We start from the raw sequence: 17324 nt of genomic DNA on the forward strand, positions 1-17324 counted from the left end.
CGTTCGATCAGCGCGGCAGGCGGCGGCGGGCCAGCAGGCCGACGAAGCCCAGGCCGCTCAGGAACAGGGCGTAGGTCTCGGGCTCGGGAACGGCGGCGGTGACGGTCGTGGCGACCACGAGGTCCTGGTAGCTGGCGTTGCTGAGCTTGGTCAGGCTGTACAGCGACGGGCCGCTGTAGCTCTGCGCGGCGCTCAGGTAGTGGGTGGCCAGGGCCTGGACGGCGTTGGCCGCGCCATCGGTGCTGGCCAGGTAGAAGCTGCCCTGGTCGGCGCCGGTGGCGATCTTCAGCGGGGTGCCGCTCGTCTCGCTGACGATCTCCCAGACCGCGAGCTGGAAGGCGGCCTGCTGGTTGCCGGTGTGGACCGAGCCGAAGCTGCTGGAATACAGGCCCTGCAGCAGGCTGGCCTGCGTGCCGGTGAAGCTGCCGACCGAGTAGGTCTTGAAACCCTTGGCGGAGATGGCGAAGGGCTGGGCGGGCTCGATGCAGTACGCCTGGAAGCTGCCGGTGGCGGCGTTCAGGTAGTTGAGCGCACCCGTGGCGTAGTCGGTCGTCACCGAGGTGGTGAGCACGGGGTCGGCGGCGTCCTTGCTGACGAACTTGATGCTCACGTCGGCGAAGGAGGGCGTGGCGGCCAGCACGGCGGCGGCGAAGGCGAGGGGCTTGAACATGAGGTACGGCTCCTTTGATTCGGTGGTTCAGCGGCTGCGGCGGCGGGCCATGCTGAGACCGGCCAGTGCGACGGCCACGAGCGACAGGGCGGCCGGCTCGGGCAGTTCGTTGCCGCGGCCGTTCAGGGCGGCCGTGAACCCTTCGGGCGCCTTGACGCCGTAGCCCTCGCCGATGACGTGCAGTTCCCAGCTTCCGGCCGACAGCCACATGGGATTGAACGTCCAGGTCTCGACGCCGAACTCGTCCGCATCCCAGTTGACGCCATGGGTCTCAACCAATTGGTAGGTCTGGCCGCCGGCGGCCTCCAGGTAGGCCGAGGTGATGTTGACCCAGGGGCCGCTGGCCTCGGGCGTGTGGGTGGTGATGGTGCCGCCGAGCAGGGTCTGCGCGTTCAGCAGGAAGCTGAAGCTGTCGTTGAAGGCAGCGATGTCGTTGCCGTCGGACTTGATACCGTTGTCGCTGAAGCTCAGCGACACGGGCGCGGCGGCGGCGGTGCCGGCGGCCAGGGCCAGGCTCAGGGCGGCGAGGGCTGCGGTCAACGGTTTCATGGTGGGCTTTCGGGTTCTCTATCCAGGTCTACCCGGGGTTTCACCGGGGAATGGACTGCACTCTAGGGGGGTGAACGCGCGGCGAGCACCCCTCATGCGCGTGGCGCGGGGCCTGCGATGTGCTCAAACGCACGCTTTTCCCCCTGGATGAGTGGGGTGGCAGGACCCGCCGCACCAAGAAAAACGGGCCGGCGAAGGCCGGCCCGTAACGCATCGGTCGACTGCAGGCTCAGGCGAGCTTGCCGTGGCAGAGCTTGAACTTCTTGCCGCTGCCGCAGGGGCAGGGGTCGTTGCGGCCGACGTGGCCGTACTGGGCCAGCAGGGTCTCGGGGTCGACGTCCTGGCTGACCGAGCCGTCCTCGTTGGGATGCTGGTAGGTGACGTTGGACACGGCCTCGGCGCGGCGCTCCATGGCCTCGGCGGCCTGGTTGGCCTCTTCCTGGGTCTGGATGCGCACGTTCAGCAGGGTGCGGGTGACCTCCATCTTCACGAGGTCGAGCATCTGCGAGAACAGCTCGAAGGCCTCGCGCTTGTATTCCTGCTTGGGGTTCTTCTGGGCATAACCGCGCAGATGGATGCCTTGGCGCAGGTAGTCCAGCGCGGCCAGGTGCTCGCGCCAGCGCTGGTCGATGCTCTGCAGCAGCACCATGCGCATGAAGGGGTTGAACTGCTCCAGGCCGACGCGGTCGAGCTTGCTCTGGAACAGCGCGTCGCCAGCCTTCACGACGGCCTCGACGATGTCCTCGTCGCTGATGGAGTCGCTCTTCTTGACCAGGTCGGTCAGCGACAGATCGATCTGCCATTCGCTGCCGAGCACCTGCTCCAGGCCGGCGAGATCCCACTGCTCCTCCAGGCTCTCGGCGGGGACGAAGGTGCGCACCACGTCGGTGAGGGTGGACTCGCGCAGCGAGGCGATCTGCGCCTCGAGGCTCTCGGCCTCGAGGATGTCGTTGCGCTGCTGGTAGATGACCTTGCGCTGGTCGTTGGCGACGTCGTCGTACTCGAGCAGCTGCTTGCGGACGTCGAAGTTGCGCGCCTCGACCTTGCGCTGCGCGCCCTCGATGGAGCGGGTGACGATGCCGGCCTCGATGGCCTCGCCCTCGGGCATCTTGAGCCGGTCCATGATGGCGCGCACCCGCTCGCCGGCGAAGATGCGCATCAGCGCATCGTCCAGCGACAGGTAGAAGCGCGAGGAGCCCGGGTCGCCCTGGCGGCCCGAACGGCCTCGCAGCTGGTTGTCGATGCGGCGGCTCTCGTGGCGCTCGGTGGCGATGATGCGCAGGCCGCCCTCGGCCTTGACCTTGTCGTGCAGGCCCTGCCATTCGTCGTGCAGTTGCTGGATGCGCTGGGCCTTCTCTTCGGCCGGGATGCTCTCGTCGGCCTCGATGAACTGGACCTGCTTCTCCACGTTGCCGCCCAGCACGATGTCGGTGCCGCGGCCGGCCATGTTGGTGGCGATGGTGATCATGCCCGGGCGGCCGGCCTGGGCGACGATTTCGGCCTCGCGGGCGTGCTGCTTGGCGTTGAGGACCTGGTGGGGCAGCTTGGCCTGGGTCAGCAGCTGGGAGATCAGCTCCGAGTTCTCGATGGAGGTCGTGCCCACCAGCACCGGCTGGCCGCGCGTGTGGCAGGCGCGGATGTCTTCGATGACGGCGGCGTACTTTTCCTTGTCGGTCTTGTAGACGAGGTCGAGTTCGTCCTTGCGGATGGTGGGCCGGTTCGGCGGGATGACGACGGTCTCCAGGCCGTAGATCTCCTGGAACTCGTAGGCCTCGGTATCGGCCGTGCCCGTCATGCCGGACAGCTTGCCGTACATGCGGAAGTAGTTCTGGAAGGTGATCGAGGCCATCGTCTGGTTCTCGGCCTGGATCTGCACGCCTTCCTTGGCCTCAACGGCCTGGTGCAGGCCGTCGCTCCAGCGGCGGCCCGACATCAGGCGGCCGGTGAACTCGTCGACGATGATGACCTCGCCGTTCTGGACGACGTAGTGCTGGTCGCGGTGGTAGACGTGGTGGGCCCGCAGCGCTGCATTGAGGTGATGCATCAGCGTGATGTTGGCCGCGTCGTAGAGGCTGGCACCCTCGGGGATGAGGCCGGCCTGGCTCAGCAGCCGCTCGGCGTTCTCATGGCCCTCTTCGGTCAGGTGGATCTGGTGGGACTTCTCGTCCACCGTGAAGTCGCCCGGCTCGATGACGCCTTCGCCGGTGCGCGGGTCGAGTTCGCCGATCTGCTTCTTCAGGCCCGGCACGACGGCGTTGATCTTGAGGTAGACGTCGGTGTGGTCGTCCGCCTGGCCCGAGATGATCAGCGGCGTGCGCGCCTCGTCGATGAGGATGGAGTCCACCTCGTCGACGATGGCGTAGGCCAGGCCGCGCTGCACGCGGTCCTGGGTCTCGTAGACCATGTTGTCGCGCAGGTAGTCGAAGCCGTACTCGTTGTTGGTGCCGTAGGTGACGTCGGCGGCGTAGGCGGTCTGCTTCTCTTCGCGCGGCATGTTGGGCAGGTTGATGCCCACCGACAGGCCGAGGAAGTTGTAGAGCTTGCCCATCCACTCGGCGTCGCGGCGAGCGAGGTAGTCGTTCACCGTCACGACGTGCACGCCCTTGCCGGTCAGGGCATTCAGGTAGACCGGCAGCGTGGCCATCAGCGTCTTGCCCTCGCCGGTGCGCATTTCGGCGATCTTGCCGGCGTTGAGCACCATGCCGCCGATGAGCTGCACGTCGAAGTGGCGCATCTTCAGGGCGCGCTTGCCGCCTTCGCGGCAGACGGCGAAGGCTTCGGGCAGGATGTCGTCCACCGTCTCGCCGCCGGCCAGGCGCTCGCGGAAGCTGGCGGTCTGGGCGCGCAGCTCGTCGTCGCTCATGGCCTCGTACTTCGGCTCCAGCGCGTTGATCTGCTGAACGGTGCGGCGGTAGGTTTTCAGCAGGCGCTCGTTGCGGCTACCGAAAATCGAGGTGAGAAGCTTGGGCAACATGCTGCGGTGGTGAAGGCTGCGGGCGCCGGCGGGGCAGGCCCGGCGTGGAAGGCGCGAATCTGGGGGCGCGGCGAGCCAATGCAACACGGGTTTGCCTGGTCGCGCAAAACGGCGCAGTTTAGCAGCGGGCCCCCACGCATCGCCGCGGCCGGGCGGCGCTCACTACACTGCGGCCATGTCCTCCGCCCCGCGATATCTCGGCCCCAAGGTCCATCGGGCCAGTGTGCCCTCGCCGACGCCGGTGGCCGAGGCCATGCGGGCCCACGAGGGCCTGAGCCAGCTGGGCGCGCGGCTGGAGGCCTCGCGCCGGCGCCTGCGCATCATCGCGCCCGCCCTGCCCGGCCCGCTGGCGGCCAGCGTGCAGCCGGGGCCGCTGGACGAGGACGGCTGGAGCCTGCTGGCCGCCAACGCCGCCGTGGCGGCCAAGCTGCGCCACCTGCTGCCGCGGCTGGAAGCCCTGCTGGCCCAGGCCGGCCTGCCGGGGCGCATCCGCGTCAAGCTGGTCCAGAAATAGAAAACCCACGGCGAGCCGTGGGTTGGGGTGTTGGTGCCGGCTATCGGATTCGAACTGATGACCTACCGCTTACAAGGCGGTTGCTCTACCAACTGAGCTAAGCCGGCTGAAGGCTGGCGATTCTAGGCCGACCTCACTTCACTCGCTTGAGAGTCGGGCGCGGGCCGGCGCCAGGGCCGTCGGGCGGCGGCGTGTCGTCACCCTCGTCATCGCTGGTGTCGGTGGCCAGGCGCAGCCCGCTGCGGCGAGGCTCGGCCGGACCCGCGGCGGCCGGCACGGGCGGGTTGGCGCCTTCGGCCAGGGGCTCGGGCGCCGGGAAGGCCATGCCCTGGCCGTTCTCGCGGGCGTAGATGGCCACGACGTGATCCACCGGCACGATGATCTCGCGGGCCACGCCGCCGAAGCGAGCCTTGAACTGGATGAAGTCGTTGCCGAGGTCCAGCCCGCTGGTCGCGTCGAAGCCGATGTTCAGCACGATCTCGTGGTTGGACACGTACTCCATCGGCACCTGCACCGAGCGGTCGACGTGGACCGCGATGTAGGGCGTGAAGCCGTTGTCCGTGCACCAGTCGTGCAGGGCACGGATCAGGTAGGGGCGGGTGGACGTGCCGCCGCCGGAGCCGGTCGAAGCGGGCGTCTGGTCCATCAGCGTCGCATGACCTTCTCGGAGGGCGTGAGCGCCTCGATGTAGGCGGGGCGCGAGAAGATGCGCTCGGCGTACTTGAGCAGCGGCAGCGCGTTCTTGGACATGTCGATGCCGTAGTAGTCCAGGCGCCACAGCAGCGGGGCGATGGCCACGTCGAGCATGGAGAAGTCGTCGCCCAGCATGTACTTGTTCTTCAGGAAGATGGGCGCGAGCTGGGTCAGGCGGTCGCGGATCTGCGAACGGGCCTTCTCGAGCTGCTTGTCGGTCGCCTTGGCGGTGGCGCCTCGGCCCTCCAGGACGTTCACGTGGGCGAACAGCTCCTTCTCGAAGTTCAGCAGGAACAGGCGCACGCGGGCGCGGGCGACCGGGTCGCCGGGCATCAGCTGCGGGTGCGGGAAACGCTCGTCGATGTACTCGTTGATGATGTGCGATTCGTACAGGATGAGGTCGCGCTCGACGAGGATGGGCACCTCGTTGTACGGGTTCATCAGGGCGATGTCTTCAGGCTTCGCGAACAGGTCGACGTCGCGGATCTCGAAGTCCATGCCTTTCTCGAACAGCACGAAACGGCAGCGGTGCGAGTAGGGGTCGGTGGTGCCGGAGTAGAGGACCATCATGGCTTGGGCTCCCGAGGGGTCAATCAATCGAAACGCGCGGCGGGTGCCGCGCTGAAAAAGCAAACGCAGTGGGTGGCCGGTAGCGCGCCCCACTGCGTGGTTCGGCGCCGCCGTGAAGCGGCACCGGGACTGGCAGGCTTACTTCACGTCCTTCCAGTACGCGGCGTTCAGGCGCCAGGCGAACACGGTCAGGAAGCCCAGGAAGATCAGCACGATGACGCCGAGCTGGAAGCGCTTGGCCTGCGCCGGCTCGCCCATCCACTGAAGATAGGCGACCAGGTCGGCCACCGCATCGTCGTATTGGCGCTCGGTCAGCTTGCCGGGGGTCAGCTGCTCGTAGCCGGCAAAGACGTGGACCTTCTTCTCGTGGTCGTGCGGGTCGGCCACTTCCTCGAACTTGGCGGCCCGCTGGCCCTGCAGCTCCCACAGCACGTGCGGCATGGCGACGCTGGGGAAGAGCAGGTTGTTCCAGCCCGTGGCCTTGGTGTCGTCGCGGTAGAAGCTCCGCATATAGGTGTAGAGGTAGTCGGCGCCCGAGCCCTTGGCCCCGTCGGCCCGCGAGCGGGCGATGACGGAGAGGTCGGGCGGCTGGGCGCCGAACCAGGCCTTGGCTTCCTTGGGGTCGATGCTGACCTTCATGGTCTCACCGACCTTCTCGGCCGCGAACAGCAGGTTGTCCTTGATCTCGACTTCCGACAGGCCGATGTCGCGCATGCGGTTGTAGCGCATGTAGGCCGCCGAATGGCAGTTCAGGCAGTAGTTGACGAAGATCTTGGCGCCGTTTTGCAGCGCCGCCATGTCGGACATCTTTTCCTTGGGGAACTTGTCCCACTCGACGCCGCCGGTATTGGCATGGGCGGCACCGGCCAGGCTCAGCGAAGCCAGGAGGATGGCGATCAGCTTTTTCATTGGTGTTCTTGCTCCGCGGCTCAGTGGGCGTGGAAGGTCACACGGTCGGGCACCGGCTTGGGCGTCCCGAGGCGGCTCCACCAGGGCATCAGCAGGAAGAAGCCGAAGTAGAAGAGCGTGCCGGCCTGTGCGACGAGGGTGCCGATCTCGCTGGGCGGCTGGATGCCGAGGTAGCCCAGGATCAGGAAGAACACGACGAACACGGCGTACAGGTACTTGTGCCAGTCGGGACGGTAGCGGATGGACTTGACCGGGCTGTGGTCCAGCCAGGGCAGGAAGAACAGGATGATGACCGCGCCGCCCATGACGACCACGCCCCAGAACTTGGCGTCGAAGACCTTGAGCAGGAAGATCAGCACCGCGGCGGCCACCAGCAGGGCCAGCTTGGCCGGGCCGCCGAACTTGCCCTTCAGGAAGCTCACGACGGCCGCAATGCCGACGACGCCCACCAGCACGTTGACCATCACGTCGGTGGTGGCGCGCAGCATCGAGTAGAACGGCGTGAAGTACCAGACCGGCGCGATGTGCAGCGGGGTCTTCAGCGGGTCGGCCGGGATGAAGTTGTTGTACTCCAGGAAGTAGCCGCCGAGTTCGGGCGAGAAGAAGATGATGGCGGTGAACACCATCAGGAACAGGCAGACGCCGTAGATGTCGTGCACCGTGTAGAACGGGTGGAAGGGCACGCCGTCCAGCGGGCGGCCTTGCGCGTCCTTGGGGCCCTTCTTGATCTCGACGCCGTCGGGGTTGTTGGAGCCGACGTCGTGCAGGGCCAGCAGGTGGGCCACCACCAGGCCCAGCAGCACCAGCGGCACGGCGATGACGTGGAAGCTGAAGAAGCGGTTCAGCGTGGCGTCGCCGACGACGTAGTCGCCGCGGATCATCAGGGCGAGGTCAGGACCGACGAAGGGCACCGCGGCGAACAGGTTGACGATGACCTGGGCGCCCCAGTAGGACATCTGGCCCCAGGGCAGCAGGTAGCCCATGAAGGCCTCGGCCATCAGGCACAGGAAGATCGCGCAGCCGAAGATCCAGACCAGCTCGCGCGGCTTGCGGTAGCTGCCGTAGATGAGGCCGCGGAACATGTGCAGGTAGACGACCACGAAGAAGGCCGAGGCGCCCGTGCTGTGCATGTAGCGGATCAGCCAGCCCCAGGGCACGTCGCGCATGATGTACTCGACCGACGCGAAGGCCAGGGCCGCGTCGGGCTTGTAGTGCATCACCAGGAAGATGCCGGTGACGATCTGGATGACCAGCACCAGCAGGGCCAGCGAGCCGAAGATGTACCACCAGTTGAAGTTCTTGGGCGCGTAGTACTCCGACATGTGGACCTTGTAGGCGTCGAACGCGGTAGGGAACCGGTTCTCCAGCCAAGTCATGGTCTTCACGCCCATCGAGGCGCCTGCGGGAGCTTCCTTGAATTCAGCCATGTCTCGTCCCGTGTTCTTGTTTAGGCCTTCTTGCTCTCGCCGATCAGCACGCGGCTGTCGGAGAGGAACATGTACGGCGGCACCTCGAGGTTGTCCGGCGCGGGCTTGTTCTTGAAGACGCGGCCTGCCATGTCGAAGGTCGAACCGTGGCAGGGGCACAGGAAGCCGCCGTTCCAGTCGTCCGGCAGCGAGGGTTGGGGGCCGGCGACGAACTTGTCGCTCGGCGAGCAGCCCAGATGCGAGCAGATACCGACGACCACGAGGAACTCGTCCTTGATCGCGCGGGTTTCCTTGTTCACGCCCTCGGGCAGGGGGAAGGCCTTGCGTTCGGAATTCGGATCGGCCAACTGAGCATCGTTCTTCTTGAGGTTGGCCAGTTGCTCGGGCGTGCGGCGCACGATCCAGACCGGCTTGCCGCGCCATTCGACGGTCAGCTTCTCGCCCGGCTTGATGCCGCCGATGTCGACCTCGACCGGCGCACCGGCCGCCTTGGCGCGCTCGCTGGGCGCGAAGGTGCTCACGAAAGGCACCGCGGTCGCAACGCCACCAACGGCGCCTGCACAGCCGGTCGCAATCAACCAGGTGCGCTTGCCTTGGTCCACTTGCTGGTCACTCATGAGGGTCCTCTAAAGAGACTTCTGGTAGGGGCAGCCCAGGATTCTAACGGACGCTTACCCCCTGCCTTGCTGACGCCTGCCGCGCGACCGCAGGTTTACCCCCCTTCAAGGCGTGCACACTAGCGGCCAATATCAGTTGACCCGCCTGTCCAACAACACCAACCCAGGAGTGCGCATGAGTTTCTTTTCCGAGTTCAAGGAGTTCGCCGTCAAGGGCAACGTCATCGACCTGGCCGTCGGCGTGATCATCGGCGGCGCCTTCGGCAAGATCGTCGATTCCCTCGTCGGGGACGTCATCATGCCGGTGATCAGCAAGATCTTCGGTGGCCTGGACTTCAGCAATTACTTCATCCCGCTGGCCGGCCAGACGGCCACCACGCTGGCCGAGGCCAAGAAGGCCGGCGCCGTGCTGGCCTACGGCAGCTTCATCACCGTCTCGCTGAACTTCATCATCCTGGCCTTCGTCATCTTCCTGATGATCAAGCAGATCAACCGCCTCAAGCGCGAACCCGAGGCGGCCGCCGCCCCGGCCGAGCCGCCCCCCACACCGGAAGACATCCAGTTGCTCCGGGAAATCCGCGACTCCCTCAAGCGCTGAGCCCTTTTCCGGCCAACCCGCCCGGTAAGTAATGGTTACCGGGCTTTTTTTTGCCACGAAGTTGGCGAACTGCTGAAAACCCTCCCCTGTTGCAGGCGCGATACTTTCGAAGCAGCTTGTGCCACTTTTGATGAACGCGCCCGAGATCCGCCTGAACCCGCACCTCGAAGCCTCGCTGACCCGCATCCGCCTGGCGGGAGAGCAGGCGGCGGAGCGCTGCGCGGAAGGCCTGGGCCTGTCCGCACTGTCGGCGGGCCAGATCAAGCGGCGCGATGCCCTACTGGCGGCCCAGTTCGTGTTCCGGCAGCAGCAGGGCGTGTTCTCCCAGCGCTTCGTGCAGGGCCTGCGCCGCCACGTGGCCGCGGAGCAATCCGAGACCCGCCCGGCGAGCGCCCCGGCCGCCAAGAAGGACTGGGGCGAGCTCTCGCTGATGGACGACGACCAGGTCAACAACCTCGTCGCCGCGGACCGCATCGGCTTGGCCATCGGCCACCACAGCGAATGGGAGTTGCGCGAGGTCGAGTCCTACATCGCCGGCATCCAGGTCGGCGAGCGCAACCCGCTGCGGCCCGAGCTCATCGGCCAGGCCTTGCTGGACGCCGTGCAGGCCATCACCGACGACCCGCTGACGCGCCAGACCCTTACCGACGAACTGACCCGCGCCCTCGCCCAGGAGATGCGCGCCTGCTATGCCGACATCGCCGAGCTGCTGCGCTCGCGCGGCCTGCGTCCGCAGGACCTGCGCGTGCGCGCCACGCCCGACGGCGGCTCGCGCCATGGCGGGCTGGGCGGCGGCAGCCAGCATGGCGAGTTCGACTCCAGCCACGGCGGCATGTCCACGCGCGGCGGCTATGGCGGTTCGGGCCACGGCGGCCTCGGAGCGCCCAGCGGGCGGGGCAGCGGCTTCGGTGGCGGCAGCGGCTACGGCGCTAGCGGCTATGGGGGCGGCGGCTTCGGCGGACGCTCCGGCGGTGGTGGCGGGATCGGCCGCGTCGACCCGCAGATGATGAACCTGCTGCGGCGCCTCGCCCACACGCCCGGCGCCTACGAGGCTGGCTACGACACCCAGGGCATGTCCGGCCGCATGGGGCTGGACACGCTCAGCGGTGAGCCCAGCGCCTGGGGCCAACTGCCGCTGCCGGCCAACCTCATCCACCTGCACCGCGACGAACTGCGCCAGGCGGCGACCGGCCGGCTGGACAACATGGTCATCGACGTGGTCGGCAGCCTGTTCGACCAGATCCTCTCCGATCCCAAGGTACCGCCCCAGATGGCGCGCCTGCTGGCCCGGCTGCAGCTGCCGGTGCTACGCGTGGCCCTGGGCGACGAGACCTTCTTCTCCTCGCGCCGCCATCCGGTGCGCCAGTTCGTCAACCGCATGGCGTCGCTCGCCTGCGCCTTCGAGGACTTCGCCGAGGACCCCGGCCGGTCCTTCCTGGCCCATGTGCGCGAGCTGGTGCAGGACGTGGCCAGCGGCGACTTCGACCGCATGGACGTCTACACGGCCAAGCTGGACGCCCTCGAAGCCTTCATCGCCGAGCAGACGCGCAACACCCTCAAGGCCGCGGGCGACGCCGCGGCCGTCGTCGAGCGCCGCGAGACCGACCTACGCCTGCAGCAGCGCTACGCCCTGCAGCTGCAGCAGGCGCTGGCCAAGGTGCCGATGCAGGAGTTCCTGCGCAACTTCCTGGCCCAGGTCTGGAGCCAGGCCATCGTGCTGGCCTCGCGCGAGGGCGCGCCCGAGCGGGCCCTGCGCCTGCGCCAGCTCGGCCGCAGCCTCGTCATGAGCGTGCAGCCCAAGGGCGGCACGGCGGCGCGCGCCGACTTCCTGCGCGAGCTGCCCAACCTGATGCGCACCCTCAACGAGGGCATGGACCTGATCCGCTGGCCGGACGCCCCGCGCAAGGACTTCTTCAGCGCCCTGCTGCCGGCCCATGCCGAATCGCTCAAGGGCCAGGCGCCGAGCGCCCTCGACACCAACCTGCTCATCAAGCAGCTCGACCAGATCTTCGGCGTGCCCCCGCCGGCCGAGGCCGACCTTGCCAAGCCCATGCCGGGCGACACCCAGCCGGCCGACCTCGACGCCAGCCAGCGCCTGACGCCGGCCGAGGCCAAGAGCCTGGGCCTGGTCGAGGACACCAACGTCGACTGGAGCGGCGAGCTCGACCTCGACCTCTCCGGCAACGATGCCGTGGCCGCCGCGGAACCGTTGCAGGCGGTGGACATCTCCATCGACGGCCTGCCGGCTGCCGAGAGCGCCCCGGAGCCGAGCAGCGGCGCCCTGCTGATGGACAACATGCAGCTGGGCTTCGCCTACCAGATGCACACCGGCGAGCAATGGCAGAAGGTGCGACTGGCCCACGTCAGCGCGGGCCGCAGCTTCTTCATCTTCACCCACGGCAACCGCCACCAGGAGACGGTGACGATGACGGCCCGCATGCTCAAGAAGCTCTGCGAGGCCGGGCGCATGCGCGCCTACGAGCAGGCCTACCTGCTGGAGCGCGCGACCGCGCGGGCACGCGCCCAGCTCGCCGCGCTCGGCGGCACTCCCCGCTAAGCCGCCACCGCCGAAAGCCGTCGAGCCATGGCCAGCGCCGCGCCCAGGCTGGCCGGGTCCGCCACGCCCTGGCCGGCGATGTCGAAGGCCGTGCCGTGGTCGGGGCTGGTGCGCACGAAGGGCAGGCCCAGCGTCACGTTGACGCCCTGCTCCACGCCCAGGTACTTGACCGGGATGAGGCCATGGTCGTGCGTCATCGCCACCACCACGTCGAACTCGCCGCGGCGCGCGCGCATGAAGACCGTGTCCGGCGCGTAGGGGCCGCTCGCGTCGATGCCGGCGGCACGGGCGTCGGCGATCGCCGGAGCGATGTGCTCGATCTCCTCGCGGCCGAAGAGCCCTCCCTCGCCGGCATGCGGATTCAGGCCCGCCACCGCGATGCGCGGCGCCGCGAGGCCCATGCGCTTCAAGGCGGTGTCGGTGATGCGCAGCGTCTCCAGCACCGCCGCGCGCGTCACCCGCTCGATGGCCTCGCGCAGCGAGCAGTGGATGGTGACCAGCACCGTGCGCAGCTCCTCGTTGGCCAGCATCATGCGCACCGGCGGGCCGCCGGCCAGCGCCTGCAGCATCTCGGTGTGGCCCGGGTAAGGCGAACCGGCCGCATGCAGGGCCTCCTTGTGGATGGGCGCCGTGACCAGGGCCCGGCCGCGGCTGGCCAGGATTTCGGCGACGGCCGCCTCGATGCAGCGTGCCGCTGCGGCACCAGCACGCCGGTCCACTTGGCCGAGTGGGGCACTGGCCAGGTCGGCCGGCAGGCCGTCGGGCTGCCAGACGGGCAGGCAGCGAGGCGGCACGCGGCCGAGCTCCTGCGGCGTCTCCAGCACCGCCACCGCAAGGCCGCCACCCGCCAGGGCCACCGCGCGGCGCATCACGCCCACGTCGCCGACGACGACGGCATCCCCCGGCGCCTGACGCGCCCATTGCATGGCAATGTTCTCGGGGCCGATGCCGCAGGCATCTCCCATCGTGACGAGCAGGGGCGGAGTCGGTACGTCGGGGCGGGCCATGCGGCATTCTTCCATCACGGGGCTGCATGGCTGGCAGACTGCCCGTCATGACCACGCACACACCCTACCCCATCGGCACCCCGGGCCAGCCCTGGTCCGCCGCCCAGACCGACGCCTGGCGCCGTCGCATCGAGAGGCAGCGCAGCTACGCGGACGACGTGCTCGCCGCTCTCGAGCCGCTGCGCGGCGACTTCGACCTCGTCGACTACGGCACCGTGCAATACGACGGCCAGGCCTTCCCGCTGCGCTCGGCCCGCAGCCGCGGCTGGAACGCGGCCTTGCCCACCCTCGTCGTCACCGGCGGCGTGCACGGCTACGAGACCAGCGGCGTGCTCGGCGCCCTGCACTTCCTGCGCGAGCACGGCCTCGAACAGGCCGGGCGCGCCAACCTCCTCGTCGTGCCCTGCGTCAGCCCCTGGGCCTACGAGCGGCTGCAGCGCTGGAACCGCGACGCCATCGACCCCAACCGCAGCTTCCGCCCCGACAGCCCGGCAGGCGAATCCGCCGCCCTCGTGGCCCTGCTGGCGCCGCTGCGCGGCCAGGTACTGCTGCACATCGACCTGCACGAGACGACCGACTCGGACGAATCCGAGTTCCGCCCCGCCCTGGCGGCCCGCGATGGCGTGGCCTTCGAGCCGGGGACCATCCCCGACGGCTTCTACCTCGTCGACGACATCGACCACCCGCTGCCCGACTTCCAGCGCGCCGTCATCGAGGCCGTGGCCACGGTCACCCACGTCGCCGAGCCCGATGCCGACGGCCGCATCATCGGCTGCCCGCTGCTGTCGCCAGGCGTCATCGGCTTCGAGGTGACGCGGCGCAGCCTGTGTGCGGCCATCACCGCGGCCCGCTTCGCGACGACCACCGAGGTCTACCCCGACAGCCCGCGCGCCACGCCGCAGCAGTGCATAGCCGCCCAGGTGACGGCCGTGAGGGCGGCCATCGCCCACGCCCTGGCCCACGCGGGCTGACGCCTCCGTCAGGCGGGATTGTCAACGTCGATGAACTGCCAGCTCAGGCCGAGCTCCGCGGCGGCCCGGGCGGCCACGGCCTGGACGCCGTAGCGCTCGGTGGCGTGGTGGCCGGCGGCGACGTAGGCCACGCCGGTCTCGCGGGCGTAGTGGGCCTGAGGCTCGGAAATCTCGCCGGTCACGAAGACGTCGGCGCCGGCCGCGATGGCGGCCTCGAAATATCCCTGGGCGCCGCCGGAGCACCAGGCCACGCGGCACAGCGGCCGGCCGTCGCCGGGCACGGCCGTGACGGGCCGGCCCAGGCGGCTGCGCAGGGCCTCCGACAAGGTCGCCAGGTCGGTCGCTTCGACCGGCGCGCTGAAGCCCAGGTCCTGCTCGCCGAAGCGGCGGTCCGCCGTCCAGCCCAGGCGCGCGCCCAGCTGGGCGTTGTTGCCGAGCGCCGGATGCGCATCCAGAGGCAGGTGGTAGGCGAAGAGGTTCACGTCCGCCACCAGCAGCCGCGCCAGGCGCTGCTTCATCCAGCCCGTCACCCGCCCGTCCTGGCCACGCCAGAACAGGCCGTGGTGGACGAGCAGGGCATCGGCGCCGGCCGCGAGGGCCGCGTCGATGAAGGCCAGACTGGCGGTGACCCCGCAGACCAGATGGCGTACCTCGGAGCGGCCCTCGACCTGCAGGCCGTTCGGCCCATAATCCTTGAACCGCGCGGGCTCCAGCCATTCGTTCAGGCGGAGTTCCAGCGTGGCGCGATCGGTCATGGCTTGAAAAGGATGTTGGGGTGGTGAAGCGGCTCTGGCTGATTTTCGCGCAGGCGGTCACGGTCGCCCTGGCGGTGGTCTTCGTCATCGCGACCCTCAAGCCGCAATGGCTGCAGCACGCCCGCTGGCGCGAGGCGCCCATCGCGCAGACGGCCCGTCAGATCGCCCTGCCGCCCTCGCCGGCCGCCTCCATCGTGCGGGCCGGCTTCGCCCAGGCCGCGCGCATCGCCTCGCCGGCCGTCGTCAGCATCACGGCGAGCAAGGCGCCGTCGCAGGCCGCGCGCCGTGGCCGCGATCCGCTGTTCGGCTTTCCCTTCGGGCGCCGCTCGCCGCACGACGGCCCGCAGCTCGGCCTCGGCTCGGGTGTCATCATCTCGGCCGACGGCGTGTTGCTGACCAACAACCACGTCGTCGAGGGCGCGTCCGACATCGAGGTGCAGCTCAGCGACGGCCGCCAGGCGCGGGCCCGGCTGGTCGGCACCGACCCCGAGACCGACGTCGCCGTGCTCAAGATCGAGCTGGCCGACCTGCCGGCCATTCCGCTGGGCGAGGCCGCCAACCTGCAGGTGGGCGACGCCGTGCTGGCCATCGGCAATCCCTTCAACGTCGGCCAGACCGTCACCTCCGGCATCGTCTCGGCGCTCGGCCGCAACCAGTTGGGCATCAACACCTTCGAGAACTTCATCCAGACCGATGCCGCCATCAACCCCGGCAACTCGGGCGGCGCCCTCGTCGACGCCGACGGCCGGCTGGTGGGCATCAACACGGCCATCTTCTCGCGCAGCGGCGGCTCGCTGGGCATCGGCTTCGCCATCCCCGTGGACGTGGCGCGCCAGGTGGCATCGGCCCTGCTGAAGGACGGCGTCGTGGCGCGCGGCTGGATCGGCGTGCAGACGCGCGAGCTGACGCCCGAACTGGCCGAAGCCCTGAAGCTGGACGAGGCCAGGGGCGTGCTGATCGGCGGCGTGGTCGCCGATGCGCCGGCGGCGCGGGCCGGCATCAAGCCGGGCGACGTGCTGACGCGCATCGGCGGGCATGCCGTCGCCACGCCCGCCGACCTGCTGGCCAGCGTGGCGGCGCTCAAGCCGCACAGCGAGGTCGAGGTGGCGGTGCAGCGCGCCGGCAAGGCGCTGAGCTTCCGCCTGGACGTCGACCAGCGGCCCAGGCCCCAGCGCGTGGCCGAGGACGATTAGTCCACTGCGTCGGGGAAATGGCACCCCCGCCGCAGTGGACTAGGCCTGCTTGTCTTCAGGCTTGTCTTCGGGCGCCTGGGTGCTGCGGATGAAGTGGGTGGCCGCGAACAGGCCCAGCTCGTAGAGCAGGCACATGGGGATGGCCAGGGCCAGCTGCGAGACGATGTCCGGCGGCGTGATGACAGCCGCGACGATGAAGGCCACGACGATGAAGTAGCCGCGCCACTCGCGCAGCTTGTCCACCGAGACGACGCCGATGCGGGCCAGCACGACGACGATGACCGGCACCTCGAAGGCCGCGCCGAAGGCGATGAACATGTTCATCACGAAGCCGAGGTAGGCCTCGATGTCAGGCGCCGCCGTGATGCTCTTGGGCGCAAAGCTCTGGATGAAGCGGAAGACCTGCCCGAAGACGAAGAAGTAGCAGAAGGCCACGCCCGCGAAGAACAGCAGCGTGCTCGACACCACCAGCGGCAGCACCAGGCGCTTCTCGTGGGAGTACAGGCCCGGCGCGACGAAGGCCCAGGCCTGGTAGAGCACCACCGGCAGGGCGAGCATGAAGCCGGCCAGCAGCGTGATCTTCAGCGGCACGAAGAAGGGCGCGATGACGTTGGTGGCGATCAGCTTGGTGCCGGCCGGCAGGTGAGCCACCAGCGGCGCGGCGAGCAGGTCGTAGAGATGGCCGGGCCCCGGATAGAGGGCGAGGGCGCCGAAGCAGACGGCCACGGCCACGATGGCGCGCAAGAGCCGGTCGCGCAGCTCCATCAGATGGGCGACGAAGGGCTGCTCGGTACCGGCCAGCTCGTCGTGATCGGGGTTCTGGAAGGAACTCATCAACGGATACCGGGCGGTCTGAAGCGGGCCACGCGGGCCGCGCCGGACTGGGTGTGGCGGCGCACGCCGGCCTTCTGCTTGAACCACATCGGCGTGGCGCCCCGCTTGAGCCGCCAGTTCTTCTTGGGATGGCGGTACTCGGGCGGCGGTGGGGCGATGCTGCTGGCCGCCTCGTAGGAGGTGTCGCTGGTCACGTCGCTCCAGGTCTGGTTCAGGGCCTGGGTGGCGGAGCTGACCTCCTGGCGCACGCTCTGCTCCACGTCGCGCGCGGCCGTCTCGAACTGGCTCTTCATCTTCTGGAGTTCCTCCAGCTCGATGGAGCGGTTGACCTCGGCCTTCACGTCCGCCACGTAGCGCTGCGCCTTGCCCAGCAGCGTGCCCACCGTGCGGGCGACACGGGGCAGCTTCTCGGGGCCGATGACGATCAACGCCACCGCGCCGATCAGCGCGAGCTTGTCAAAGCCGAAATCGAGCACTCGGCGTCAG

General features: G+C 68.8%; 17 protein-coding genes and 1 tRNA gene. 5 read left to right on the forward strand and 13 right to left on the reverse strand.

The window, feature by feature from the left end; genetic code table 11:
* Nucleotides 1-7: 7 nt before the first annotated feature.
* The 3 genes from LXT12_RS10875 to secA form a co-directional block, all read right to left on the reverse strand.
* Nucleotides 8-670, reverse strand: a complete 663-nt coding sequence (locus LXT12_RS10875; protein ID WP_233391915.1) for a PEP-CTERM sorting domain-containing protein — start codon at nucleotides 668-670, stop codon at nucleotides 8-10.
* 27 nt (nucleotides 671-697) lie between these two features.
* On the reverse strand, nucleotides 698-1219 hold the full coding sequence (locus LXT12_RS10880) for a hypothetical protein (RefSeq protein ID WP_233391917.1): 522 nt from the start codon (nucleotides 1217-1219) through the stop codon (nucleotides 698-700).
* A gap of 229 nt (nucleotides 1220-1448) precedes the next feature.
* Nucleotides 1449-4193, reverse strand: coding sequence for a preprotein translocase subunit SecA (gene secA, locus LXT12_RS10885; protein WP_233391919.1), 2745 nt, complete (start codon nucleotides 4191-4193; stop codon nucleotides 1449-1451).
* A 175-nt stretch (nucleotides 4194-4368) separates the two neighbouring features.
* On the opposite strand from secA, the gene LXT12_RS10890 reads away from it, so the two are divergent.
* A complete protein-coding gene (locus LXT12_RS10890; RefSeq protein ID WP_233391921.1) occupies nucleotides 4369-4707 on the forward strand; it encodes a hypothetical protein in 339 nt (112 codons plus the stop codon).
* A gap of 31 nt (nucleotides 4708-4738) precedes the next feature.
* On the opposite strand, the gene LXT12_RS10895 is transcribed toward LXT12_RS10890, so the two are convergent.
* The 6 genes from LXT12_RS10895 to petA form a co-directional block, all read right to left on the reverse strand.
* A tRNA-Thr gene (locus tag LXT12_RS10895) sits at nucleotides 4739-4814 on the reverse strand.
* A 26-nt stretch (nucleotides 4815-4840) separates the two neighbouring features.
* A complete protein-coding gene (locus LXT12_RS10900; protein ID WP_233391923.1) occupies nucleotides 4841-5353 on the reverse strand; it encodes a ClpXP protease specificity-enhancing factor in 513 nt (170 codons plus the stop codon).
* Nucleotides 5353-5970, reverse strand: a complete 618-nt coding sequence (locus tag LXT12_RS10905) for a glutathione S-transferase N-terminal domain-containing protein (protein WP_233391925.1) — start codon at nucleotides 5968-5970, stop codon at nucleotides 5353-5355. Before LXT12_RS10905 ends, LXT12_RS10900 begins: the two co-directional genes overlap by 1 nt.
* Before the next feature lie 138 nt (nucleotides 5971-6108).
* On the reverse strand, nucleotides 6109-6879 hold the full coding sequence (locus LXT12_RS10910) for a cytochrome c1 (protein ID WP_233391927.1): 771 nt from the start codon (nucleotides 6877-6879) through the stop codon (nucleotides 6109-6111).
* Between the two features lie 20 nt (nucleotides 6880-6899).
* Nucleotides 6900-8306: a cytochrome b gene (locus LXT12_RS10915; RefSeq protein WP_233391928.1), complete on the reverse strand. Its 1407-nt coding sequence runs from the start codon at nucleotides 8304-8306 to the stop codon at nucleotides 6900-6902.
* A 20-nt stretch (nucleotides 8307-8326) separates the two neighbouring features.
* Nucleotides 8327-8923, reverse strand: coding sequence for a ubiquinol-cytochrome c reductase iron-sulfur subunit (petA, locus tag LXT12_RS10920; RefSeq protein WP_233391930.1), 597 nt, complete (start codon nucleotides 8921-8923; stop codon nucleotides 8327-8329).
* Nucleotides 8924-9098: 175 nt separating this feature from the next.
* Between petA and mscL the strand changes: the two genes are divergently transcribed.
* Together mscL and LXT12_RS10930 are read left to right on the forward strand one after the other, a co-directional pair.
* A complete protein-coding gene (gene mscL / locus LXT12_RS10925; protein ID WP_233391932.1) occupies nucleotides 9099-9521 on the forward strand; it encodes a large conductance mechanosensitive channel protein MscL in 423 nt (140 codons plus the stop codon).
* Nucleotides 9522-9651: 130 nt separating this feature from the next.
* Nucleotides 9652-12078, forward strand: a complete 2427-nt coding sequence (locus LXT12_RS10930; protein ID WP_233391934.1) for a DUF1631 family protein — start codon at nucleotides 9652-9654, stop codon at nucleotides 12076-12078.
* On the opposite strand, the gene pdxA is transcribed toward LXT12_RS10930, so the two are convergent.
* The gene (gene pdxA, locus LXT12_RS10935) at nucleotides 12075-13085 is read right to left on the reverse strand and encodes a 4-hydroxythreonine-4-phosphate dehydrogenase PdxA (protein ID WP_233391936.1); all 1011 of its coding nucleotides are present in this window, start codon (nucleotides 13083-13085) and stop codon (nucleotides 12075-12077) included. The genes LXT12_RS10930 and pdxA overlap by 4 nt on opposite strands.
* A gap of 47 nt (nucleotides 13086-13132) precedes the next feature.
* On the opposite strand from pdxA, the gene LXT12_RS10940 reads away from it, so the two are divergent.
* Nucleotides 13133-14056, forward strand: coding sequence for a M14 family metallopeptidase (locus LXT12_RS10940; protein ID WP_233391937.1), 924 nt, complete (start codon nucleotides 13133-13135; stop codon nucleotides 14054-14056).
* 8 nt (nucleotides 14057-14064) lie between these two features.
* Here LXT12_RS10940 and LXT12_RS10945 read toward each other — a convergent pair whose 3' ends face one another.
* The gene (locus tag LXT12_RS10945) at nucleotides 14065-14811 is read right to left on the reverse strand and encodes a Nif3-like dinuclear metal center hexameric protein (RefSeq protein ID WP_233391939.1); all 747 of its coding nucleotides are present in this window, start codon (nucleotides 14809-14811) and stop codon (nucleotides 14065-14067) included.
* Between the two features lie 23 nt (nucleotides 14812-14834).
* On the opposite strand from LXT12_RS10945, the gene LXT12_RS10950 reads away from it, so the two are divergent.
* A complete protein-coding gene (locus tag LXT12_RS10950) occupies nucleotides 14835-16004 on the forward strand; it encodes a S1C family serine protease (RefSeq protein ID WP_233391941.1) in 1170 nt (389 codons plus the stop codon).
* Nucleotides 16005-16043: 39 nt separating this feature from the next.
* Here LXT12_RS10950 and tatC read toward each other — a convergent pair whose 3' ends face one another.
* Both tatC and tatB read right to left on the reverse strand, forming a co-directional pair.
* Nucleotides 16044-16838: a twin-arginine translocase subunit TatC gene (gene tatC / locus LXT12_RS10955; RefSeq protein WP_233391943.1), complete on the reverse strand. Its 795-nt coding sequence runs from the start codon at nucleotides 16836-16838 to the stop codon at nucleotides 16044-16046.
* Nucleotides 16838-17314 carry a Sec-independent protein translocase protein TatB gene (gene tatB / locus LXT12_RS10960; protein WP_233391944.1) on the reverse strand — a complete coding sequence of 159 codons (477 nt, stop codon included), beginning with the start codon at nucleotides 17312-17314 and terminating at the stop codon, nucleotides 16838-16840. The genes tatC and tatB overlap by 1 nt, the downstream gene beginning before the upstream one ends.
* Nucleotides 17315-17324 lie beyond the last annotated feature (10 nt).

Origin of the sequence: Pelomonas caseinilytica (genome assembly GCF_021353235.1) — a bacterium.
Taxonomy (GTDB): domain Bacteria; phylum Pseudomonadota; class Gammaproteobacteria; order Burkholderiales; family Burkholderiaceae_C; genus Pelomonas; species Pelomonas caseinilytica.

Excerpts from the sequence above, each read along its gene's own strand:
- LXT12_RS10875 (WP_233391915.1), bottom strand. The coding sequence starts at position 670 with ATGTTCAAGCCCCTCGCCTTCGCCGCCGCCGTGCTGGCCGCCACGCCC.
- LXT12_RS10880 (WP_233391917.1), bottom strand. The coding sequence starts at position 1,219 with ATGAAACCGTTGACCGCAGCCCTCGCCGCCCTGAGCCTGGCCCTGGCC.
- secA (WP_233391919.1), bottom strand. The coding sequence starts at position 4,193 with ATGTTGCCCAAGCTTCTCACCTCGATTTTCGGTAGCCGCAACGAGCGC.
- LXT12_RS10890 (WP_233391921.1), top strand. The coding sequence starts at position 4,369 with ATGTCCTCCGCCCCGCGATATCTCGGCCCCAAGGTCCATCGGGCCAGT.
- LXT12_RS10900 (WP_233391923.1), bottom strand. The coding sequence starts at position 5,353 with ATGGACCAGACGCCCGCTTCGACCGGCTCCGGCGGCGGCACGTCCACC.
- LXT12_RS10905 (WP_233391925.1), bottom strand. The coding sequence starts at position 5,970 with ATGATGGTCCTCTACTCCGGCACCACCGACCCCTACTCGCACCGCTGC.
- LXT12_RS10910 (WP_233391927.1), bottom strand. The coding sequence starts at position 6,879 with ATGAAAAAGCTGATCGCCATCCTCCTGGCTTCGCTGAGCCTGGCCGGT.
- LXT12_RS10915 (WP_233391928.1), bottom strand. The coding sequence starts at position 8,306 with ATGGCTGAATTCAAGGAAGCTCCCGCAGGCGCCTCGATGGGCGTGAAG.
- petA (WP_233391930.1), bottom strand. The coding sequence starts at position 8,923 with ATGAGTGACCAGCAAGTGGACCAAGGCAAGCGCACCTGGTTGATTGCG.
- mscL (WP_233391932.1), top strand. The coding sequence starts at position 9,099 with ATGAGTTTCTTTTCCGAGTTCAAGGAGTTCGCCGTCAAGGGCAACGTC.
- LXT12_RS10930 (WP_233391934.1), top strand. The coding sequence starts at position 9,652 with ATGAACGCGCCCGAGATCCGCCTGAACCCGCACCTCGAAGCCTCGCTG.
- pdxA (WP_233391936.1), bottom strand. The coding sequence starts at position 13,085 with ATGGCCCGCCCCGACGTACCGACTCCGCCCCTGCTCGTCACGATGGGA.
- LXT12_RS10940 (WP_233391937.1), top strand. The coding sequence starts at position 13,133 with ATGACCACGCACACACCCTACCCCATCGGCACCCCGGGCCAGCCCTGG.
- LXT12_RS10945 (WP_233391939.1), bottom strand. The coding sequence starts at position 14,811 with ATGACCGATCGCGCCACGCTGGAACTCCGCCTGAACGAATGGCTGGAG.
- tatC (WP_233391943.1), bottom strand. The coding sequence starts at position 16,838 with ATGAGTTCCTTCCAGAACCCCGATCACGACGAGCTGGCCGGTACCGAG.